Raw genomic sequence first — 19,506 nt, forward strand, 5'->3', positions numbered from 1 at the left:
TTCATCGCCGGCAAAGTGGTGCGGCATGGCCGAGAGCTGTGGCTGCAAGTCAGAACCTGCTACTATGAACTACTGAAACTAATCCGCGACCGCTTGAGACTTGTCTTTGCGCCGACCTAGACCGCTGTCCGACTGCCGGCAGAATCCCCAAGCCTTTACTGGCGTCATGCCGATTTCCCGCACAGGCTATTTCCGGTACTGAACCGGTCTGCGGAGGCTAACTCAAAGTCACGCCAAAGCAGCGCAAGCACTCCATCGCATCACAACCGCTGTGCCGAACGCCTTCGACCGCAGACTTCAGCTTCTACATCGGGATTTGGGCCTGCACACCTGTGTCAAATGGATGCCAACTGCCTGCCATCCTGTGCGCCAGGACTACCCGGGAGGTTGCCAATGGCAACACCGTGAGCTGCCAAGGGCAGCCAACAACTTGGGTCAACATGCGCAGTGTCTGAATTGCCGGCACCAACGTCACAGTACAGCAGTGGGCTTGCGGGCTCAGTCCAAGCCGGGTACGACCGGGCCGAAGAGCTCCCATTTCCGTTCGCAGAATCAACGCTGCCCTGAAAGGTTTTGGGCAAGAGGTGCCTATGGCGTATTTCCTACGGTGTGGGCTTGGTGCGCTTTGGTTGCAGCTCAAGCGTCGAGATTGAAGGAGACGAATCGTATGTCCGTCATTTCTTCGATTGCGAAACGTGGGCCTTCGCGGCCCAGGCCAGAATCCCGCACACCACCGTACGGCTGGATGTCGGCCCGGAACGTAGCCGAGTCGTTGATGTACACGTTGCCGACCGCAAGTTCTTCAGCCGCACGCATGGCCCGACTCAAGTCGCGGGTGAAAACGCCGCAGGCAAGGCCGTACTGATAGGTTCCTGCCTGCGAGCCGCGGTTGAACATCCTTATCGCTTCATCGAAGTCAGAGAATGTCTCGATGGTGACAATCGGTGCGAAAGTCTCTTCGCACACGACCGACATCTCAGGCCGGACACTGGTGATGACCGTGGGCAACATTATATTTCCTTCAGCCTTGCCGCCGCACAGCACCTGCGCACCCTGCTGACGGGCTTGCTCCACGAATGCTATTCCTTTGTCGAGCGCGGCCCGGTCAATCATCGGCCCGATTTCGGTCTCGCGCAGCGCCGGGTCGCCGCAGCGCAGCTTCTGGGCACGGACTACGAACTCGCCTGTGAACCGCTCGGCGATTGCCTCGTGCAGGTACAGGCGCTGGGTGTGGATGCACACCTGTCCAGAATAGGAGAACCCGCCGACCAGGCAGCGGCCCAGAGCTTTGTCGAAGTCAGCGGTCTCGTCAATGATCGCACCGGAGTTGGACCCGAGTTCAAGCGCTACCCGTTTCAAGCCGGACTCAGCCTTGATTTTCTCTCCTACTGCGGCACTGCCGGTGAAAGTGACCATCCGTACCCGCCGGTCTTTGACCAGCGATGTGCCTACGGTACTGCCAGGGCCGATGAGGATGTTCAGTGCCGCAGGCGGCAGGCCGGCTTCGAGCAGTATCTCGCCAAGCTTCAGTGCAGATAGGGGAGTGGCGCTGGCTGGCTTTAGGATTACTGAGTTCCCGGCCGCAAGCGCGGGCGCGACTTTGTGGACAACAAGATTCAGCGGGAAGTTGAAGGGCGTGATGGCCGCGATGATGCCGAGCGGTATGCGGATGAAGAACCCGCGGCGGTTCTCAGAACCGGCACAGGCGTCCATCGGTATTGTCTCGCCGTGAACCCGCGATGCCTCGGACGCGGCGAATCTGATGGTCTCGATTGCCCGGTTTGTTTCGGCCTCGGCGTAGCGTCGGGGCTTGCCGGCCTCGGCGATGATAGTGTCGGTGAAATCCTGCTTACGGGCTTCGACAAGTTCAGCGCAGCGGGCAAGAATGCTGGTGCGGCGATGCGCTGGCAGCCGGCGTACCGCCTCGGCCCCGGCCTCAGCTCCAGCCAATGCCTGCTCAACCTCGGCCGGCCCGGCAATCGAAACCTCGGCGATGACCGAGTCGCTATACGGGTTCAGAACTTGAACCACAGAGGACACGGAGGGGGCAGAGGGTTCAGGCATAGGTAGCCTCCGGTTGTGAGTGAACCACACGGGACAGAGAAGGTGCAGGGTCACTTGTCATAGACCATCCGCTTCACTCCGTCACGCAGCCGTATCACGTTGAAGTTGATTAGCAGGCCAACCCGACAACCGGTTGCCTTCAGGTAAGATATCATCTGCGCTGAGTGGATGGGCGCCAGAGCGTCTACCGCCTTCAGCTCGACAACCACGCTGCCTTCGACCAGAAGGTCCAGCCGACCTTCACCGACTCTGCGACCCTTGTAGTCCACCGCGACAGGTGTCTGTCGTACGAACTTCACGCCCTGGAATTCGAGCTCCAGGCAGAGGGCTTCCTCGTAGACAGACTCGAGGAACCCGGGACCCAGTGCCTTGTGTACCTCGATGGCTGCGCCGATTACCTTCTCCGTGGTGCTGTACGCGGCTTCTGGGTCTGCTTTCATCTCTTCCTGTCTCTGTGTTCTCTGTGGTTGACGCTGCTGGTCTTCATCCACTCACCGGCAATCAGCAGTTTCTTGACATCGGCCATGTTGGCACAGAATATCCGTGCTCTCGCCGACGTCAATGTCATCTTCCTGCTTTGCCGGCCGATCGGTGCTCGGTTAGGCGTACAGCGCAGGGGGTAGTGCCTCAAACATGACGTCTGTCCAGAGCACGCCAGCAAGCAGTGTGCGCCCGGTACTGCTCGACACCAAGGGCGCTATTCAGGAGCGAGGGCTGTCAGTTCGTGGGCAAGTCAGACCTGTCGGATGTGTCCGATAGGCCTGACAGTAACCAACCGGAGTGGCTCAGGTTCGTCCCGGTGTTAGACTGCTGTTCGTTGACAAGGGGCGGAGCTAGCCGATAATTGGTTGCAGTCCGAGAAGCCGGGATTACCAGAACCGTCGGCAGGTACTTGTTCGGTGGTTTCTCGGTCTGCAACCATCCCCGGCGCAACGGCGGCACGCCGGCGGCGGCATCAGAAGCCCCCATTAGAGGACATTCCATGAGGCTATATATTTCTGTGGCCGTGGTCCTACTGGTGGGCGTTGCATTAACAGGTCCGGCAATAGCAGAGAACTACGTAAGCAATCAGAACGGTAGCTGGGGCACCTCAACGATATGGACTCCACAGGGCATTCCTGGCGCGTCCGACAACGTTACCGTCAATCATAACGTCACGGTTGACGCGGACCGGGCCTGTCTGAATATCACAATCGGCGGCACTGGTACTCTGACCTGTGCCGGCGCGTATGTCCTGACCGTGTATGGAGACTGGACCAACAATGGCGCGACAAATCTGACAAACGGCGTCGTCACATTTGCCGGAACCGCTCCGGCTTCGATCGGCGGTTCTAAAACAACTTCCTTCTACCGACTCTATGTGTGCAAGGACGTACGTGCCACGACCGTGACGATGAATGCGGACGTGAACGTGGTAGCGAATGTCGCCTACGCGCTCTGCGTACAAGTCGGCACACTGAGGACGAATAACTACAACCTGACGGTTAGCTCGACCAATGACCAGGCGGTACGCGACAGTTCTAACGCTTCAACCAACAGCCAGTTGACGATTGATGGTACGACCAACACGGTAACTATCGCCGGGCAATTGTATCAGTTCGGGGGTAGCGGAACCGGTTACGGATACGTGACGATATCGGGGAGCCCGACTGTGCTGATTGGCAAGCACTATCTAGTGAACGCGTACCGTGGCTTCACAATGAACGGCGGCAAACTGACCTATACCAGCAGTACCGGCAACAGCTTGTATATGACTGGGCACAATTCGACCGATGCCGGGTGCTGGATCAACGGGGGTAAAGTTTATCTAAGAGCCAGTGTGTTCCACGGCATCAACAGCCGGTTCATCGTTACTGCGCCGGCTGAGATTCATTTCGAAGGTAGCTCGAATGCAATTCTGACCCTGCACGGAACACCGACCGCGGTTACTTACAATTCGCTGTTCATCGAGAAGACCGGTGGCGCGCAGCTCACATGCTCAACCGACGTCTATACGTACGCAACAAATCGATCCTTGACAGCAAACAGTGTCACGATTAATGCAGGAGCCGTGCTCAGGCTGAGCAACAGCGGTAGTGTCGGATTTGGAGCCGGATATGGTTTTGAGTTTGGAAATGTCACGAACAATGGCACGGTTGTTCTCGGTAACTGTGCCTCAGGATACACCGGCCCGCTGATATTATCCGGCAGTGTGGACGGAGCCGGCACTTGGGATTACGACCCCGCAAGGCCCGGGACCATCACTTTCAAGGGAACCGGCACGTGTACGTTTGCGTCGGGCGTGCCCAGCAGGTTCTATGACGTCGTGGTCAACAAGACCGGGTCATTGGAGTGTGACAACGACATTACCATCGGTAACTCCCTGATGGTAGCAGCCGGTACTTTCTCAATGGACAATAGTACGCTCACCTTGGGCACGACTGGTGCCTGGGGCAGCGTGACAGTGGCGAGTGGTGCGGCTTTCAATGCTGTTGGCACCGGGTTTGGCCGGGCCGGCGTCAAGGCGCAGAGCGCGAGCTATCCCTATGCCTTTACGGTGCAGAACGGCGGCACCATCGGTGCGAAGTATGCTGATTTTCAGTACATGAATACATCGGGTATCAGTGTTGCTTCGGGTGCGACAGTGAATGCGGCAAACAACTTCTCCTACTGCACGTTTGACCACGGCAGCATCTCCGGCCCGATGCTCAAGATTGAGAACAACCAGACGCTGGACGATATTTTTGACGTGTCGTTTTCAGGCAGTGCTGGCAGCAACATCGAGAAGCTGGCCGCCACTGGTCACATCTCCGTGAACGGTAACCCGCTGGGCGACCGATGGGGTCCGGATTTTGAGAGTGACCCCAATGGTCGGATTGACTGGCTTGCCTATCCGGCTGGTTTTGAGTTGCTTGCGCCTGTTGATGGGGCCAAGGGCGTGCCGCTGGATCAGGTTCTGAGCTGGGAGGAGTCAGAGCGGGCGACCAACTATGCGGTGTACTACGGAGTGAGTTTGCCGCCGGACTCAGTGTATGTGACCGGGCTGCAGTATGCGCCACCGGACCTGGTTGAGAACACGACCTACCAGTGGACAGTGGTGGCGCGGAATGCCTATGGCAGGATGCCGACGACATCGGGCACGTGGACCTTCAAGACGGCCTTGGTGTCAAAGCCGGTGCTGCAGCAGCCGGCTGACGGGGATACGACGAAACATCCGACCGCTCAGCGGCCGACTTTTGAGTGGAGCGACCTTGGGTTACCGGGCGTGAGCTACGACATTGAGATTGACAACAACGACGACTTCCTGTCGCCTGAGTACACTGACTATGACGTTGCGACCAACTCCTGGACACCGGGTGAGGACATTGCCGAGGGGCACTGGTACTGGCGGGTGCGTGGTGACAACGGTGCGCCGGGTCCGTGGTGCGAGTCGTTCTTTGACGTATTTATTGACCTGACGCCACCGCCAAGACCCGAGCCGGTATCACCACTTGGTGGTGCGGTGGTGCCGACGAAGCTGCCGTTACTTGACTGGAAGCCGGTGCCAGAGGCTCGGGAGTTCACGGTGAAGCTGTACGATGCTTCGCACAACGAGCTCTGGTCGGAGACGTTTGCGCAGGCTGCGGGCGGAGACGTTTCTCAGTATCAGCTTGTGTCTGGGCAGGAACTTGAGAACGGGTGCATCTACTCCTGGCACGTGCGTGCCAAGGACTACGCCGGCAACGCCTCAGATTTCTCGCCAGAGCAGGCGTTTATCGTGACGCTTGGTGCTCCGGGTGCGGGTGCATGGGAAGAGATGCCCAACGTGCCGCACGTTGCACCAGCGTCAACGAAGGAAGTGAAAGACGGTGGCTGGCTGGCGTTGGGTCCGGACAAAGAAAAGGACGTCGAGGTCATCTACGTTGCCAAAGGCAACAAGGCGACCGACTTCTTCAAGTTCACGCCGGACGAGGACTCTGGGACCTGGACTGCGCTTGCGCTGATCCCGGCAAACGAAGGCACGAAGCCGAAGCCGCCATCCAAAGGCTGCGTTGGCGTGTCGGATGGTGAGCGGTACGTGTACATGACCAAGGGCAACAACACCCTTGGATTCTGGCGCTATGACATTGAGGCGAACCAGTGGGACAGCATGACCGGCGTGCCGCTGGGTAGATACAACAAGCGGGTCAAAGGCGGCACGGACATGGTGTTTGCGTCCTACAAGGACACTGGCTGCGTGTATCTACTCAAGGGCTACAAGACCGAGTTCTACCGGTATAACCCAGTGGCGGGAAGATGGGACACCTTGCCAGAAGTGCCGTACGGAGCGAACAAGCAGAAGTACGACAAGGGCTCGTTCCTAGTGTATGACGGTGCGAGCTATATCTATGCGCACCAGTCAAAGTACTACGACAAGACCCAGGAGAACCCGCACCACTACATGTTCAAATATGACGTGGCAGCCGACTCCTGGTACAAGGCAGCACTACCTGGCATACCGGTGTATGGGCTTGAGGGTGGCCGGACAAAGAAGAAGAAGTCAGCCGATGGTGCTGCTGGCGCGTGGTATGACGGCAGCATGTATGCGCTCAAAGGCGGGAACACGCAGGGTTACTACAAGTACCTGCCGACTCCGACTGACACCTGGATAGAGCTGGACACGGTGCCGGGCAACGGCACGACCGGCAGGAAGAAGCGGGTGAAGTCGGGCGGCGACATTGTAAGCTATGGTGAGGGCGTGTTCTTTGCCTTGAAGGGCAACAAGACGCACGAGTTCTGGCGGTACGTATTGCCGACGGCTTACAGCCTGCAGCCTGCGGCTGAGCGGTCTGGAGTGCAGGCGGGCAAGTCGGCAGTTGGCAGTCTGCAGTTAGCAATCAGCCCGAACCCGATTGCGAACGGTTGGGCCACGGTGCGGTACAGCTTGCCCAAGCCTGGGCCGGTTGTGGTCACGGTGTTTGATGTGGCTGGTCGGGCAGTACACCAGCGGATGCTGGCAGGGAACCGGGCTGGTACGGTTGCGCTTGACCTGCGCAAGCTCGCGTCTGGCGTGTACCTTGTCCGGCTTGATGCCAGTGATCTGAGCCAGACCCAGAAGCTCGTGGTGCAGAGGTGATGGAGCCTCACGCTTCACGCCTCACGCTCTAGGCTGAGAAAGAATAGGCCGGGGCGGGACAAACCCGCCCCGGCTGAAGTTTGGAGGATGGTCCAGCCCGCCATCATAAGGTCTTGCCCACAGGTCTTGCCCGAAGCCCGAACCCGACAGGCAAACTCTCTCGTCACCTTGCGCTTCGCGACGACAGCCGTTCTTCAGCCCGGAGATGACGGCCTAAGTTCTTCGGAAAACGCGGGTTGTGCCGGCCTACTACCACCAGCCCTTTGCATTGTCGTATTTCTATCTTCTTATCCTTACGATGGTTACGATATTTTGGTTGCTGGCGGTTTTGCCTGACGCATTTGAGCCTGTCTGGCAGGGGGAGTGACTCCCCCACTCAGTTGCTGGTCGATTCGCGACTCTGTTCTAAGTCTCATTCACAAAGTGGGTTACGATGTGAGTGTTGCCCCCGGTTGCACTGTTAGACACTGGCTCAAGTGGCCGCACATCCGGGTTCTAAGTGTTGTGGCTATGGCTTTGTTAACCATCCTACAGAGTCGGATTCGCAGTCGAACTCCGAGTCCTTGCGGCAGTTCCAATACGAGAATCGTCCGGTATGTCCCTAGTGACTCTACAATGAGCCTTACCCCTGCGTCGTGGTGTGTACGCGAGCTAGTTCATTACCGGACATCCGGACGTTCTTGTCCGTATAGTCGTTGCAAACGCCGATTGACAGGGGCTGAGCCAGTTCTATAATTGCCGGGTAAGGAGCCGTCGAGCCAGGGTCGAGACAGGAATCGGCACACTGACTGCGCCAGTAAGAACCAGGATTCGACGGACAGGCAGGGCGATTAGCTCAGTTGGCTAGAGCGCCTCCCTTACAAGGAGGAGGTCATCTGTTCAATTCAGATATCGCCCAGTTCTGCTGGCGGCGTTGAAGTGCCTTGACGCAAGGGAACAGGTCCAGCCAGGGGGAGTCCGGTATCCGGACATGCTATTACCCTGAGGCGACAGGGGTTAGCCTGAAGCGAGGTTCGTATCCCGTGAATCTCCAAGCCACTTGCTGCTGTCTAATGGAGCTAGAGAAGTGCGAATGGCTGTCCGGTTTGCCTTCTCTTTCCAATCTGAGCCACATGGCTCAGTAAGACTCGCACAGAGCAAGCCGGATCTGATACGATACTTGCCTATCGGACCGGCTCAGAAGGAGAAGAGGTTCTTGTTCAATAAGGAGGAACAATGAAGGTAAAACCACTGCAGGACAGAATTCTGGTTGAGCGAGTCGAAGAGGAAGTGAAGAAGGGCGGTATCATCATTCCCGACACGGCAAAGGAGAAGCCGCAGAAGGGTAAGGTGATTGCCGTCGGTCCGGGCCGGATTGATGACAACGGCAAACGGATACCGATGGACGTCCAGAAGGGCGACTACATCCTCTTCGGCAAGTACTCAGGTAACGAAATCCGAATTGACGACAAAGAGTACCTGATCATGCGCGAGGAAGATGTCCTCGCAATAGTTGAGAAGGAAAAGTAGAGAGGAGTGAAGCATGCCGGCAAAAGACCTGAAGTTTGAAGACGAAGCAAGACGCGCGATTCTGCGCGGAGTAGAAAAGCTTGCCCACGCTGTCAAGGTCACGCTCGGACCAAAGGGCCACAACGTAGTGATTGATAAGAAGTGGGGAGCCCCGACCGTGACAAAGGACGGCGTAACGGTAGCTAAGGAGGTGGAGCTCGAGGACAAGTTCGAGAACATGGGCGCCCAGATGATAAAGGAGGTGGCGTCCAAGACCTCGGATGTTGCCGGAGACGGTACCACGACCGCTACCATCCTCGCCGAAGCAATTTACCGCGAGGGGCTGAAGAACGTTACCGCTGGCGCCAACTCGATGGCTCTGAAACGAGGCATTGACAAGGCGGTTGATGCTGCGGTCGCCGAGCTCAAGAAGATGTCAAAGAAGACAACCGGCCGCGATGAGATAATGCAGGTGGCGGCCATTTCCGCGAACAACGACAAGGAAATCGGCAAGCTTATTGCTGACGCGATGGAGAAGGTCGGCAAGGAGGGCGTCATCACGGTCGAAGAGGCAAAGGCGATGGAGACGACGCTTGAGGTCGTCGAGGGGATGCAGTTCGACCGCGGATACCAGTCGCCCTACTTCGCCCTTGAGCCGGGCACGACCACACCTCAGAACCAGAAGATGGAGGCCATCCTTGAGGATGCGCTTGTCCTGCTCTACGAGAAGAAGATAACATCGATGCGTGACCTTCTGCCTGTGCTGGAGAAGGTCGCCCAAAAAGGCAGGCCGATTCTCGTCGTTGCCGAGGAGGTCGAGGGTGAAGCTCTTGCCGGCCTGGTTGTCAACCACATCAAGGGTACGCTGCGTTGCTGCGCAGTGAAGGCGCCCGGATACGGTGACCGCAGACGGGCGATGCTTGAGGATATCGCGGTCCTGACCGGCGGCAAGCTCATCTCCGAAGATTTGGGAATCAAGCTTGAAAATGTCCAGATTTCGGATATGGGCGTAGCCAAGCGGGTCGTCGTTGATAAGGAGAACACGACGATTGTCGAGGGCGCGGGCAAGAAGGCCGATATCACCGCAAGAATCGAGCAGATTCGCCGCCAGATTGAGGAAACCAAGTCTGACTACGACCGCGAGAAGCTTCAGGAAAGACTTGCCAAGCTCGCCGGTGGCGTTGCGGTCATCAATGTTGGCGCGGCGACCGAGGTCGAAATGAAGCAGAAGAAGGCCCTGGTTGAGGACGCGCTGCACGCCACCCGCGCCGCCGTCGAAGAGGGCGTGGTGCCGGGCGGTGGAGTGGCTCTGGTGCGGTGTCTGCCGGCCCTTGAGAAGATGAAGCTCGAGGGCGATGAGCAGATTGGTGCCAATATCGTCAAGCGGGCACTCGAGGAACCGATTCGGACCCTGGCTGAGAATGCCGGTGTGGATGGCTCGATCGTGTTCGAGAAGGTCAAGGGCGAGAAAGCGAACGTGGGCTTCAACTGCGAGACGATGGAGTACGAAGACATGTTCGCCTCCGGCGTCATTGACCCGACCAAGGTGACGCGCGTCGCACTGCAGAACGCCGCGTCAGTTGCGGGCCTGATGCTCACGACCGAGTGCGCCATTACCGAAGTCCCGGAGAAGGAGAAGACTCCTCCGACCCCAGGTGGCGGTTACGGCGGAGACTACTAACAGACCGAGAGCAGTGGTTGAGGGTTCCAGGGTTCAAAGGTTCGAGTAGCCGCCAGTCTGACGCTTGAACCCGGGGGCCCTGGAACCCTCGAACCTTTTGAGCGATGCCGACCTACGAGTACGAGTGCAGAAAGTGCGGGCACCGGTTCGAGGTGTTCCAGCGCATCGTGGACCCACCAGTCCGGAAATGTCCGAAGTGCAAGCGAAATGGCTCAGTCGAACAGATAATCTTGGGCGGCAGTGGTCTGATATTCAAAGGTTCCGGGTTCTACATCACTGACTACGCTCGTAAGTCCGGTCCTGATTCCAAGGGTTCGGAGCCAGGGGGCAAGACAGATAAGCCCGGTTCGGCCGAGTCTGAGAAGAAGTCCGGCGGGTCCACAGAGCCCAAATAGACGCGGGACAGCAGGCAGGCTGTCAACCTGTACTTAGCTCCATCAGGTAGTCAGCTTTTTCAAGCCCGACCAGGCCTGAGTCCTTTCTGACGAACGGCCTCTTTTCGGGTAGATTATTTCTGACGAAAATCGCGGGGTTGACTTGAAGCAATGCCGGAATACACTGTCTGCGCACACAAGGCAGTCGTAAGTCGGCCGGCATCGGAAACGTTGAGCTGACGGCTGACAACTTAGCAATGGACGCTTCAGAATTTGATTCACTCATCACCAGCCGCCAGTTCCTGAACGAGCTTCAGGAAGGCATCTGGGTCGCGAATGCAGACGGGAACGTGGTCTGGGCGAACCAGGCCTTAGCTGCGTTCTGTGGTTATGCTAGTCCCGAAGAACTTGCTGGGAAGTCCTGGCGTGAACTGCTACCACCGACCGAGGTGGTTCGGTTCGGTAAGCTGAAACCGGAAGAAGACGTTTGGACGCTGCGGGACTCCGCAATCTTGCGCCGCGGCAATCGAACCACTCCGGCAAGTATTGTTGTTACCCGCAAGCTTGCTGCCGGACGCACCTGGTACGTTGGTACAGTGTTGCCCGCTCTTGCAATCGCCCCTGCGGTACCAACGGCAGATGCTGCCAGCCGGGAGGCGATGGACAGTGCAATAGACGGCATCTGCATCATTGAGAACGGCCGCATCACTTATGCAAATCGTCGCTTTGAGGAGTTGACTGGATATAGCTCAGCCCAGCTCGGACGGATGAGCCTGGACCGCTTGGTAGCACCAGCCAGCCGGAATGCGCTTGTTCAGATAATGACCGAACCGGGCAAGATGTTAGCGCCGGTGCATCACGAGGTTTGGGTCGTAAACCGTTCTGGTCGCCAGTTGGACTGTGAGCTTCGGATTGTACCCATCAGCGTCGGAGGGTCGACCGCACTGTTATGCTTTCTGCGCGACATATCCCAGTTGCGGCGGGCCGAGCGGGCGCAGAGCGATTTCATCGCGACGGTATCTCACGAGCTGCGCACTCCCCTAGCCACAACCAAGGAGGCAATCAGTCTTCTTTTCGAGACAGCGGGCAGTGCACTTGACCAGCGCCCCAGGCGCTATCTTGAAATTGCCCGCGAGGAGATGGACCGACTGAACCGGATGGTGACGAACTTGATTGAGTCCTCACGGATGGATGTGGGCAAGGTGACTTTGCGAGTCGAGCCGGTTGCGCTTGCCGAGGTGTTGGACCAGTCGCTGGCAAGCCTGTCCTTGCTGCTGACGAAGCGCGGTCTGCGGGTTGATAAGGATATTCCGGCAAAGTTGCCTTTGGTGCTGGCCGACCGCGACCGGCTGTTGCAGGTATTCAACAACCTCCTGGATAACGCCATCAAGTACTCGCCCCAGGGCGGCGTAGTCAAGGTAATGGCCCGGGTAGTTGAGCCAGAGACGGTGGCATCATCCGAAAATGGACTACTCCCCGATACGAAGTACGTCCAGGTTGACGTGTCGGATTCAGGACCTGGTATTCCGGCCGAGTTCCTGGACCGAATATTCGGCCGGTTCGAGCGTGTGGACCCGCACGGCCCAGGCATCGGACTGGGACTGAGCATTGTGCGGTCAATAATTCAGATGCACCATGGCAAGGTTTGGGCCAAGTCAAGCTTCGGCGAGGGCGCCACATTCAGTTTCCTCTTGCCGGCAAAGGAGGACCATGGCTGATAAGAAGCGCATCCTTGTTGTCGAGGACGAACCCAACATGCGCGAGCTGGTCCAGGCTCGGCTCGAAAATGCTGGGTACGAGGTGGAGACTGCGGCCGATGGATACGCGGGTCTGGCAAAATATCGCGCCCTGAAGCCCGACCTTGTCATCCTCGACCTGATGCTGCCCAAGTTGGACGGCTACACCATCTGCCGGATGATAAAGTCGGACATGACCTACCAAGCACCGGTAATTCTGTTCTCGGCCCGGTCTGCACCAGACGACGCACGCCGGGGGCTTGAACTTGGTGCAGACGCATTTGTCGGCAAGCCGTTCGAACAGACCCTGCTCCTGGCCAAAGTTCAGGAATTGCTCGGGTCGAATCCTGAGGCACCCCAGCAGGTTCAGGCTCAACCGGTGGCTGGTAGTCCAACCACGGAACCGGGATTGGCACAAGCTCCGGCAACTGGTCAGAAGGAGCCGACCGTTCAGGCACAGACACCGATACCTGAGCCGACTCAGGTTCAGACCCCAGTGCCCGCACAAGGGCAAGCTCCTAGTCAGCCGCAGACTCAAGCAACGCAGCAGTCCCAGTCAATAGAACGAGAGCAGGTTCGGTCACCTCAAGCCCCTGCCGCAGAACCTCAGACCCCGCCTCTTGAACCCCGGGTTCTGACCCCTGAATCCAGACCCCCGACCCCTGAACCTGAGCCAACGAAACCCGCTGAGGCTGCGAAATCTGAGCCTGAATCCAGGTTCCTTACTGAGGAAGAACAGGCTGCTCGGGTAAGACCGCCTGCGTCTGAGGAAAAACAACCTGCGGCCGAACCTGAAAAACCGGCGAAGGAACCAAAAAAGAAGGTCGGGTTCTTCCAGCGCCTGTTCCGCAAGCTCTGACCTGGTCCAGCCGGACGTACCGGATGGCCGCGAAAGCACGAAAGTCACAAAAAGAATGTTATTCCGAGATGTTCCGACGAATCTCACCTGCGAAATGGCAGGAGACCATTGTCAGGCTCTCGCTGGTTGAGGACATCGGCGCCGGCGATATCACGTCCCAGCTCACGATACCGGCCGGGCTACAGGCACGTGGCATGATCGTGTGCCACGCTGATGGCGTGCTCGCCGGCATCGAAGTCTGCGGCAAGGTTTTCAGGACAGTGGACCGGTATCTGCAATTCCGGCCGCTTGTTACCGACGGTAAGAAGATTCGAGACGGTACGAGAGTTGCGCTCGTTTCCGGCGCGTGCCGCTCAATCCTTGCGGCCGAGCGCACTGCGTTGAATTTCCTGTGTCGTCTCTCCGGCATTGCTACGCTGACGGCAAGGTATGTCAAGGCCGTTGCAGGAACCAGGGCGAGAATACTCGACACAAGGAAGACCACGCCTGGGTGGCGGGCGTTGGAGAAGTATGCAGTCCGATGCGGTGGCGGGTACAATCACCGTATGGGTCTGTACGACATGGTTCTCATCAAGGATAACCATGTCGCTGCAGTTGGCTCGCTGGCCGAGGCCCTGCGTCGGACACAAAGGTCCCAGTTTCCTGTCGAAGTTGAAGTCAAGACACTTGCCCAGCTCCGCGAAGCACTTCAGGCCGGTGCAAGACTTGTCATGCTCGACAACATGAACCTGGCTCAGATGCGCCGGGCCGTGGAGCTTGCTCGCGGCCGAGCGAAGCTTGAAGCATCTGGTGGCATGACACTGAAGCGGGTACGGCGGGTAGCCCGTACCGGTGTTGATTACATCTCAGTTGGTGCGCTTACCCACTCTGCGCCGGCACTCGACCTCTCGCTCGAACTAACGGTCTGATTAGACCAGATTTGGCATAAGGTCAGGAAGAAAAGGGATGCCGCAGACCGGTTGGGACGATGGCCAGAACGGAAGAACGATTGTCGTTCCGTCTTCTGCGCTTGCTTTCTTTTCTCTCTGGCGCTATGTTCATGCAAAGAGTGGTGGTGGAGATGCGCAGGTCAATACCAGTCGTCCTCCTGACACTGGCTCTTGCTGGAATTGCCGCTGCCGGCTGGCTGCCTGAAGAACGTCTGACCGCTAGGTCGGACACGGCCGACTACACGAGCCAGAACAACGTCCGCTGCGTGGCGGCTGATCGGGAAGGAAACATCCACGTTGTCTGGTACGGCAGATCAGAAACGGTGAGCCAAGTGTGGTACACCTGCTGGGATGCGCGGGCCGGAATTTGGTCACAGGACACAGTCATTTCGGCCGAGCCGGATGGTGCGTGCTATTCCGCAGTCGCCGTGGACGATTCCGGCAACGTCCATGTTGTGTGGCAAGTCGGTACGGTATCGAACGGTACGGCACTTCGCTACCGTAAGCGTGACGGCGTAACTCGGCAATGGGGGCAGGCCGAGACAATTGTTACCGGCGTCCATGTGGAAAGACCCTCCGTCGCGGCTGGGTGTCCAGATTCAATTGCGGCAGCATGGGAGCAGCAAGCACCTGAAGCGCACAATAATGTATTCGCGGCAGTTCGACGAGCCGATGGCTGGTCAGAACCAGCACTTATCAGCGAACCGTGCTCATACGTACAGGGTTCTGCTTCTGTCGGCACTGACACCGGTGGTGGTTTCTGTGTCCTGTGGCGCCGGTCGCCTGACTTCGTACTGTGCAGACGGCGCGTTCGTGCTGTTTGGTTGGAAATTGACACCGTTTTTCAGGGTTCATGTACCGGGCCGTGCGTTTGGGTGGAGAAGAATGGCGTCACACACGCAATATGGACTGCGCAGTCATCCGGTCGCGACGTGCACGTGTATCGTCAACGGCGGGAGGACATATGGAGCGACACCGTTGCCTTGCCGCTAGCTTCGAACCGCCAGGAGCCGGCTTCACTGTGTGCGGACAAGTACGGACAACTTCACGCTGTCTGGGTATCGAGAGACACGCTCTACTACACTACGTCCGACAGCAGCGGCGAGAACTGGTCAACGCCCGTGGCGATTGCGTTTGGTCCATACAGTCGCACAAACCCGAGCATCAACGCTGGCTCAGGTACTGACCTGCAGGTTGTCTGGACTGATAATCGCAACACGCCCTACCTTTACCCGGACATCTACTGTCGCAGGAAATGTCTGCTTCGAGACATCGAGGTCAAACGTATTGTCAGTCCAAACGGGATCGTTGATTCCGGGGCAGCCGTCGTTCCAGCGGCGTGGATGGCAAATCTGGGAGAAACGACCGAAGTGGATGTGCGGGCGTGGTTCAGAGTCGGCGCGAGCGCCAGTTCACGGTTGGTTGATCAACTATTGCCCAGCGATTCGGTTCTCGTTGTGTTTGACACCTGCGTCGCTGCGGTACCTGGCTGGGTTCCTTTATGCTGCTCCACGGCACTCGCAGGTGACATGAACCGCTCAAACAATGTCGTGCGAGACACCTTCTTCGTTCGTTTGAGGGACTTGGCGCTAGATACGATTGTCAGCCCAGCCGGTATATTACCACTTGATACAGTCCGGCCGTGTGTTACGGTCAGGAACAGGGGAAACATTCCAGACACAGCTGTATTGAGTTTCTGCATCCGTCAGGGTGATACTATGTGCTATTCCGATTCGCTGCTGAGGACGTTTCTGCCGGGCGGTACTGCCACCGCGGCTTTCAAGCCGTGGTTCGGTACGCCGGGTGTGTACACAGCCAGGTGCACCCTAGCTTGCATCGGTGATATCCATCCGGAGAACGATTATCGTTCAGTCGGGTTTGAGTTGTACTGGCGGGACATTGGCGTAGAGAGCGTTGTCTGGCCGCCGGCCGAGCTCGATTCAGGCGCGAGTGGACAGCCGGCCATGGTTGTACGCAACCGCGGCAGCACAGTGGGTGGTTTCAAGGCGTTCGTCGCAATCGGCGCCGATTACTTGGACAGCCTGTCCGTTGGCGTACTGGCTCCTGGACAGGACACTACGCTGGAGTTCAGAACGTGGACAGCCCTGGGCCGTGGTTTCCAGCCGGTGGCTTGCTCGGTCTGGTGTGGCGGGGATATGAACCCGGCCAACAATGTCCGACGGAGTGATGTATTCGTGCGCGTCCGGGATGTTGCGGCCGAGCGGATTCTGAGCCCTTCGGGTACATCTAGGGCAGATACGGTAGTGCCGAAAGCACTGGTGCGGAACCGTGGAAACTCGCCGGCAGAATTCTACTCGGTATTCTGCATTGAGTCAGAAAGTGCCGATGTTGTCTATGGGGATACGGTTGAGCTGAGGCTAGACCCAGGACACGACAGCGTTGTTGGCTTCAAGTTGTGGTCAGGCGATGTCGGTCGGTATCGTGCCGCGTGCAAGACTGTCCTCGCGGGCGATATGCAACCCGAGAATGATACAGCAAGCACTTGGTTCACGCTGTACCGCCTTGATGTTCAGGTCGTCGGCCTGCACAGTCCGCCTGTGATTCTTGACTCAGGTTGGTTTGGCCAGCCCGCTGTCCGTCTGCAGAATGCAAGTCCTGTTGCGGCTAGCTGCGTGTGCAGCCTGTACATCGGGCCGTACTACGGCCGGTGTGACACTGTCGAGCATATGCTTCCCGGAGAACTGCGGGAAGTGTCATTTGCTGAGGCATACTACGCGCTTCAGCGCGGCTGGCAGCCGGTGTTGTGCTCCATTCTTGGTGTCGCCGAATCACGACAAGAAACTAGAATAGTTCACAACCTGCATCCAGCATGTCACCTTGAAGTCAGGCGAAGGGTCTCGCCTCACCTTCGACCCAGTCAGACGAGATTCTTGCCAGAGCGTTCGAATGATAAGGTCCATAACGGTTCACATGTCCTTGACTATCTGTTTCCATTAGGTCTTTGCGACAGTGTGTTTGTCAGGGTAAGGGACGCGAGCACGGATTCGATACTCGTGCCGGCCGGGAACGTCGGCAGAGGAGAGATGTGGCCGCAGACGCGGGTGGTGAACCGTGGCAATGTGCCGGGCGAGACGCGTTGTTGGTTCACAATCGGTGATAGCACCGGAACGCTGTATTGTGACTCGGCATCCATTACGATGGCGCCCGAGAAGGAGACGGTTGTTGTTTTTTCTGCATGGCAGGTTCCAAGCGGCCGATACTGGGCACAGTCATGGGTTGTTCTGGACAGTGATGCAGTTCGGGCTAACGACACCGCTCGTGCTGAGTTCCGGGTGTTGCGAATGGACGCTGCGGTGCAGAGAATCGAGCAGCCGACTGGCAGGATTGTGCCCGGAGGGGTCACGCCAGAGGTTGTCATCGAGAATCTAGGCGAGGCCGATGCGGTTGCGACTGTCTCAGTTGCAATTGGCGATACCACACCCATTTATCGGGACACGGTAAAGTCTATCTGTGTACCGCGAGGGGCGAGGGTTGTCGCCACCTTCCGTGAGTGGCAGGCCGCGGTAGGTAGTTACCGCGTGTTCAGCCGGGTCGTGGTCACAGGTGATGAGAATCCGGTGAATGATACCGCGTCGGCAGCATTTTCGGTTGAATCGATCGTAAGCCGGCGCTGGACCCGTCTTGCAGATGTTCCTGCCGGTGCAGCAAACAGGTCCATCAAGGATGGAGGAGGCATCACTGCGCTTCCGGACGGCCTTTTCTGCCTCAAGGGCGGGAACTCGGATGAGACCTATCGCTACTTTCTGAACGGAGATTCCTGGGTTGCATGTGCAGCAGTGCCGTGTGACTCTTTTGGTCGCAAGGTGAAATCAGGCGCTGCGCTGTGCGCAGACGCGGCGGGTCACGTGTTCGCACTAAGAGGCGGCAGAAACCGTGACTTTCTGATGTACGACGTTGCCAAGGACTCCTGGTGTCGTCTTCCTGACCTGCCGGCTGGAACCAGGCTTGTCAAGTACGGTTCCGGACTTGCGTTTATCGCTGGCGACACCGGCCGCGTGTTCTTTGTCAAGGGTAGCGGTACGCTAGATTTTCTTGTGTACTGGGTCGAGCCTAGACAGTGGCATGCGCGACGCTGGCTTCCCTCTGGTCCTATAGGCAAGCCAGCAAGGCATGGCACCTGCCTCGCTGCCCTGGGGAAGCGTGTGTTCTGTCTCAAGGGAGGGACAAACGAGTTCTACGAGTATTTTCCGAATCGCGACTCGTGGCACGAGCGTACCAGTTTGCCCCCAGGCGCTAGCGCGGGAAGTAGCGGCCGCGTGCGGCGTGGCGCAGCGTTGTGCGCGAGTCAGACAGGTTATCTTTACGCGTTCAAGGGCAGGAGTAACGAGTTCTGGCGCTACGATCCACAGCGCGATTCCTGGGAACAGCTTGAAGACATTCCGCGTGGGACTTCAGGCCGAATGGTTGGGAAAGGCGCAGGGCTGGCGTGGGTCTCAGGGAGGGCGTACTCTCTCAAAGGTAACGCAACGCGCGAACTGTGGTGCTTTGACCCGGTTGCTCTGGGGCAAGACCCCGCCGACCTGTCTGACAAGGAGCAAGACCCCCGTGCCGAGCGGCAGTTGCTCGTGGGGACAGGGGCCAGTAAAACAAACTGGTTACAGTATCGCATCTACGATGCCGCAGGTAGGATTGTCCGCTGTAAGTCCCCCTTGTTCGACTATCCGGTAACCGCGAGCCTGCGGCCAGGGTTATACTTTGTGGTCACCGGACCAGGCCGCGTGGCAAGACTTGCGGTCGCGAAGTAAAGACAGACTCCGGCACCGTATCCACTTTTTGGCCCAGAGCTACTGCATTCCGTTGGCTCTCGTGCTCCAGCTCGGCTAGGTTCTACCAGTGGTACACCTTTGGATCTAATCTCGCTCGCCGGGCCAGCAGCCACTGATGGAACGACTGTAGCCGGCGCAGCACGCCGGAAATCAGGGGCTGCTTTCCTGAATCTCTTTTCCAACCTCACCTCGTCCCGCCCCGCACAAAAAAGGATATGATGGGGGGATTCCGGGTGTCAGACGCCCAACGATAATTCTCAACTTCCGGACAAGGGTATTCCCGCGTGAACCAGCTTGTTCATCCTCATCTCGTGTCAGGTTGTGTCAAGCCAGGTATCGCTGCCAATCCCAACCTGCCAAGCCGCTCGTTACGCCTCGGCGCGAAAGAGCTCTAGCCCAGGTACATGGTGACCCCCTGAGGGCGGCCGCAAAGTCGGCTGGCATTCCGCCAAGAGACTGGCTTGCGTTGCGAGGAAGCGTGAAAACGTTGCTGCACGAGACGAAACTGAAAGAA

General features: G+C 58.0%; 10 protein-coding genes and 1 tRNA gene. 9 read left to right on the forward strand and 2 right to left on the reverse strand.

Going from position 1 to position 19,506, the window contains the following annotated elements:
- Window positions 1–636: 636 nt before the first annotated feature.
- Together ABIL25_06640 and ABIL25_06645 are read right to left on the reverse strand one after the other, a co-directional pair.
- Entirely contained in the window at window positions 637–2,031 is a 1,395-nt protein-coding gene (locus ABIL25_06640; GenBank protein ID MEO0081953.1) for an aldehyde dehydrogenase family protein, read from the reverse strand.
- Window positions 2,032–2,114: 83 nt separating this feature from the next.
- Window positions 2,115–2,504 carry a GxxExxY protein gene (locus tag ABIL25_06645; GenBank protein ID MEO0081954.1) on the reverse strand — a complete coding sequence of 130 codons (390 nt, stop codon included), beginning with the start codon at window positions 2,502–2,504 and terminating at the stop codon, window positions 2,115–2,117.
- Between the two features lie 542 nt (window positions 2,505–3,046).
- Between ABIL25_06645 and ABIL25_06650 the strand changes: the two genes are divergently transcribed.
- From ABIL25_06650 to ABIL25_06690, 9 genes are all read left to right on the forward strand, one after another.
- Window positions 3,047–7,138, forward strand: a complete 4,092-nt coding sequence (locus tag ABIL25_06650; GenBank protein MEO0081955.1) for a T9SS type A sorting domain-containing protein — start codon at window positions 3,047–3,049, stop codon at window positions 7,136–7,138.
- 824 nt (window positions 7,139–7,962) lie between these two features.
- A tRNA-Val gene (locus tag ABIL25_06655) sits at window positions 7,963–8,036 on the forward strand.
- Between the two features lie 317 nt (window positions 8,037–8,353).
- Window positions 8,354–8,647 (forward strand): co-chaperone GroES, encoded by a 294-nt coding sequence (gene groES, locus ABIL25_06660; protein ID MEO0081956.1) that lies wholly within the window; start codon window positions 8,354–8,356, stop codon window positions 8,645–8,647.
- 13 nt (window positions 8,648–8,660) lie between these two features.
- Window positions 8,661–10,307: a chaperonin GroEL gene (gene groL, locus ABIL25_06665; protein MEO0081957.1), complete on the forward strand. Its 1,647-nt coding sequence runs from the start codon at window positions 8,661–8,663 to the stop codon at window positions 10,305–10,307.
- 104 nt (window positions 10,308–10,411) lie between these two features.
- Window positions 10,412–10,702: an FmdB family zinc ribbon protein gene (locus tag ABIL25_06670; GenBank protein MEO0081958.1), complete on the forward strand. Its 291-nt coding sequence runs from the start codon at window positions 10,412–10,414 to the stop codon at window positions 10,700–10,702.
- Between the two features lie 236 nt (window positions 10,703–10,938).
- Window positions 10,939–12,399, forward strand: a complete 1,461-nt coding sequence (locus ABIL25_06675; protein MEO0081959.1) for an ATP-binding protein — start codon at window positions 10,939–10,941, stop codon at window positions 12,397–12,399.
- Window positions 12,392–13,276, forward strand: a complete 885-nt coding sequence (locus ABIL25_06680; protein MEO0081960.1) for a response regulator — start codon at window positions 12,392–12,394, stop codon at window positions 13,274–13,276. The genes ABIL25_06675 and ABIL25_06680 overlap by 8 nt, the downstream gene beginning before the upstream one ends.
- 68 nt (window positions 13,277–13,344) lie before the next feature.
- Window positions 13,345–14,184 carry a carboxylating nicotinate-nucleotide diphosphorylase gene (nadC, locus tag ABIL25_06685; protein MEO0081961.1) on the forward strand — a complete coding sequence of 280 codons (840 nt, stop codon included), beginning with the start codon at window positions 13,345–13,347 and terminating at the stop codon, window positions 14,182–14,184.
- A gap of 152 nt (window positions 14,185–14,336) precedes the next feature.
- Window positions 14,337–18,971: a hypothetical protein gene (locus ABIL25_06690; GenBank protein MEO0081962.1), complete on the forward strand. Its 4,635-nt coding sequence runs from the start codon at window positions 14,337–14,339 to the stop codon at window positions 18,969–18,971.
- Window positions 18,972–19,506: the final 535 nt, after the last annotated feature.

This window comes from candidate division WOR-3 bacterium, from assembly GCA_039801365.1.
Lineage (GTDB): Bacteria > Hydrothermota > Tepidihabitantia > Tepidihabitantales > Tepidihabitantaceae > JBDRUN01.

Excerpts from the sequence above, each read along its gene's own strand:
- ABIL25_06645 (MEO0081954.1), bottom strand. The coding sequence starts at position 2,504 with ATGAAAGCAGACCCAGAAGCCGCGTACAGCACCACGGAGAAGGTAATC.
- ABIL25_06650 (MEO0081955.1), top strand. The coding sequence starts at position 3,047 with ATGAGGCTATATATTTCTGTGGCCGTGGTCCTACTGGTGGGCGTTGCA.
- groES (MEO0081956.1), top strand. The coding sequence starts at position 8,354 with ATGAAGGTAAAACCACTGCAGGACAGAATTCTGGTTGAGCGAGTCGAA.
- groL (MEO0081957.1), top strand. The coding sequence starts at position 8,661 with ATGCCGGCAAAAGACCTGAAGTTTGAAGACGAAGCAAGACGCGCGATT.
- ABIL25_06670 (MEO0081958.1), top strand. The coding sequence starts at position 10,412 with ATGCCGACCTACGAGTACGAGTGCAGAAAGTGCGGGCACCGGTTCGAG.
- ABIL25_06675 (MEO0081959.1), top strand. The coding sequence starts at position 10,939 with ATGGACGCTTCAGAATTTGATTCACTCATCACCAGCCGCCAGTTCCTG.
- ABIL25_06680 (MEO0081960.1), top strand. The coding sequence starts at position 12,392 with ATGGCTGATAAGAAGCGCATCCTTGTTGTCGAGGACGAACCCAACATG.
- nadC (MEO0081961.1), top strand. The coding sequence starts at position 13,345 with ATGTTCCGACGAATCTCACCTGCGAAATGGCAGGAGACCATTGTCAGG.
- ABIL25_06690 (MEO0081962.1), top strand. The coding sequence starts at position 14,337 with ATGCGCAGGTCAATACCAGTCGTCCTCCTGACACTGGCTCTTGCTGGA.